At 71.0% G+C, this 2,697-nt stretch carries 3 protein-coding genes; 1 reads left to right on the top strand and 2 read right to left on the bottom strand.

Annotation, left to right across the window (positions count from 1 at the left end; all coding sequences use genetic code 11):
• On the bottom strand, nucleotides 1-278 hold a 278-nt coding region (locus tag O3Q52_RS51730), incomplete at its 3' end, for a DUF2510 domain-containing protein (protein ID WP_269655344.1).
• Between the two features lie 298 nt (nucleotides 279-576).
• On the opposite strand from O3Q52_RS51730, the gene O3Q52_RS51725 reads away from it, so the two are divergent.
• Complete coding sequence (locus O3Q52_RS51725) at nucleotides 577-1,050, top strand: SsgA family sporulation/cell division regulator (RefSeq protein ID WP_269655343.1); 474 nt, start codon at nucleotides 577-579, stop codon at nucleotides 1,048-1,050.
• Nucleotides 1,051-1,082: 32 nt separating this feature from the next.
• On the opposite strand, the gene O3Q52_RS51720 is transcribed toward O3Q52_RS51725, so the two are convergent.
• Nucleotides 1,083-2,489, bottom strand: coding sequence for an FAD-binding oxidoreductase (locus tag O3Q52_RS51720; RefSeq protein ID WP_269655342.1), 1,407 nt, complete (start codon nucleotides 2,487-2,489; stop codon nucleotides 1,083-1,085).
• Between the last annotated feature and the right edge of the window lie 208 nt (nucleotides 2,490-2,697).

Raw genomic sequence — 2,697 nt, 5'->3', positions numbered from 1 at the left:
GGCTCGGGCCGGCTGCCGTGCTGGGCGTCGGCGGGCGACGGGCTCGCGGCCGGCGGGTCCTCGTCGAAGAAGTGCGGCCCGGTCTCCTCCGTGGAGGCGGGCACGGACCGTCCGTCCGCGGGCGACGAGATCGGCTCGCCGCCGGACGGCGCCGGCCGGCTGGTGCCCGGCACCCACGCGGCACCGTTCCAGTACCGGACATATCCGGGAATGGAAGGGTCCGGGTAATACCCTTCGCGGGGCCTGTCGTCGCCGGGGGCCGGGGTTGGGGCGCTCATGTCCGTCGTCCCGTATCTGCTCGGGGGTCGTGTTGAGCGTCCACATCTATCAGACGGGCGCAAGCACCACTGCCGCTCCTCGCGTACCTACCCCCTTCGAGCAAGGTTCCGCCACGTTTTCCGGCCGCTTCCGGTCGGGTGACGACCGTCTGCGGGCCGTGTGCTGATCGGGTCTGCCGGTCGCGTGCCCGTGCCTTCGGAAAAAGTTCCGCGAAACCGCGTAATGCTTCGCGGCCCGCGCCCTCTCCACTCGTACGGGCCCGCCCACAGGGCCCCTGGACGAGAGGAAACGCACGACATGTACACCGTGGTGGAGCGCGAGCTCGAACTGAAACTGGTCCTGTCCCCCGAGCGCAGCATCCCGGTCCCGGCCCGGCTGAGCTACCGCACCGACGATCCGTACGCCGTCCACATCGCCTTCCACATCGGCTCGGACCACCCCGTGAACTGGACGTTCGCGCGCGAGCTGCTCGTGGAGGGGGTGTTCCGGCCGTGCGGGCACGGGGATGTGCGGGTGTGGCCGACGAAGGTCGCCGGGCGGAGCGTGGTCCTGATGGCGCTGAGTTCACCCGACGGGGACGCGCTGCTGGAGGCGCCCGCCACGCAGGTGTCGGCCTGGCTGGAGCGCACCCTGCGGGCGGTCCCGCCGGGCACCGAGGCCGACCAGCTCGGTATCGACGACGGCCTCGCCGAGCTGCTCGCGCCCACCCCGGCCGACGACCTCTGGCTGCGCGACCCCTGGCCCTCGGACGAGTCCAAGGACGGGGAGTGAGACGGAGGGCCGCGAGCAGCCGAGGAGGTGGCTCAGAAGAGCTTGCCGGGGTTGAGGATGCCGAGCGGGTCGAACGCCGTCTTGATCGCCCGCTGCATCTCCACACCCACGGGGCCGATCTCGCGTGCCAGCCACTCCTTCTTGAGGACGCCCACGCCGTGCTCGCCGGTGATCGTGCCGCCGAGTTCCAGGCCGAGGGCCATGATCTCGTCGAAGGACTCGCGGGCGCGCCGGGACTCGTCGGGGTCGCCGGCGTCGAAGCAGACGGTCGGGTGGGTGTTGCCGTCGCCGGCGTGTGCGACGACCCCGATGGTCAGCTGGTACTTCTCGGCGATCCGGTCGACCCCTTCGAGCATCTCGGCGAGATTCGAGCGCGGTACGCACACGTCGTCGATCATCGTCGTGCCCTTGACCGCTTCGAGCCCGGTGAGGGACAACCGGCGTGCCTGGAGCAGCAGTTCGGACTCGGCCGCGTCGTCCGCCGGTACGACCTGCGTGGCCCCGGCCGCCTCGCAGAGCGCGCCCACGGCCGTCAGGTCGGAGGCAGGGTCGAGGGTGTCGAAGGCGGCGAGGAGCAGGGCCTCGGTGGACTCCGGCAGGCCCATGTTCGCCATGTCGTTGACGGCCTTCACGGTCGTACGGTCCATCAGTTCGAGGAGGGACGGCACATGGCCGCCCTCCATGATCCGGCAGACCGCGTCGCAGGCGGCCGCGGCGGAGGCGAACTCTGCGGCCAGCACCAGTTGTTGGGGCGGCTGCGGCTTCAGGGCGAGAGTGGCCCGTACGACGATGCCGAGCGAGCCCTCGGAGCCGACGAAGAGGCGGGTGAGGTCGTATCCGGCGACGCCCTTCGCCGTGCGGCGGCCGGTGGACATGAGGCGGCCGTCGGCGAGGACCACGTCCAGGCCGAGGACGTACTCGGCCGTCACCCCGTACTTCACACAGCACAGGCCGCCCGACGCCGTGCCGATGTTGCCGCCGATCGTGCACATCTCCCAGCTGGAGGGGTCCGGCGGGTAGTAGAGGCCGTGTTCGTTGACGGCGCGGGAGAGCGTGGCGTTGATGACGCCCGGCTCGACCACCGCGATCCGGTCGACCGGGCTGATCTCCAGGATGCGGTCCATCTTGACGAGGGACAGCACGACGCAGCCCTCGGAGGCGTTGGCGGCGCCCGACAGGCCCGTACGGGCGCCCTGCGGGACCACCGGGACGCGCAGTTCGGTGGCGATGCGCATGACGTGCTGGACCTGCTCGACGGTGCGCGGCAGCACCACGACGGCGGGGGTGCCGGCCTCGCAGAAGCTGGCCATGTCGTTGGCGTACGAGGCCGTGACGTCCGGGTCGGTGAGGACCGCCTCGGCCGGCAGGCCCGCCAGGAGACGGTCGACCAGGTTGCTCGTCACCTCGTCGCGTGGGGCTTCGATACGGCTCATGATCACAGCGTCGCACCCGGGGCCATCGGTGTGAACCCCGCCCGCGAGAGGCTTTCCGCGCCGGGGTGGTGGCCGGGTGTGCTCTTCGTATTGGCGCACAGTGAGCGGCATGGAGAGCGGCATGGGAAAAGAGCTGGCCTCGGGTTCGGCGGGCGGTCCGGCGGGTGGCCGGGCGAGATCGGCAGAGGCACACGTCTGTATCCAGTCACCAGGT

This window comes from Streptomyces sp. ActVer, from assembly GCF_027270795.1.
Lineage (GTDB): Bacteria > Actinomycetota > Actinomycetes > Streptomycetales > Streptomycetaceae > Streptomyces > Streptomyces umbrinus_A.
Note: the sequence above shows the minus strand (reverse complement) of the source record. Positions and strands in the feature narration are given on the sequence as shown.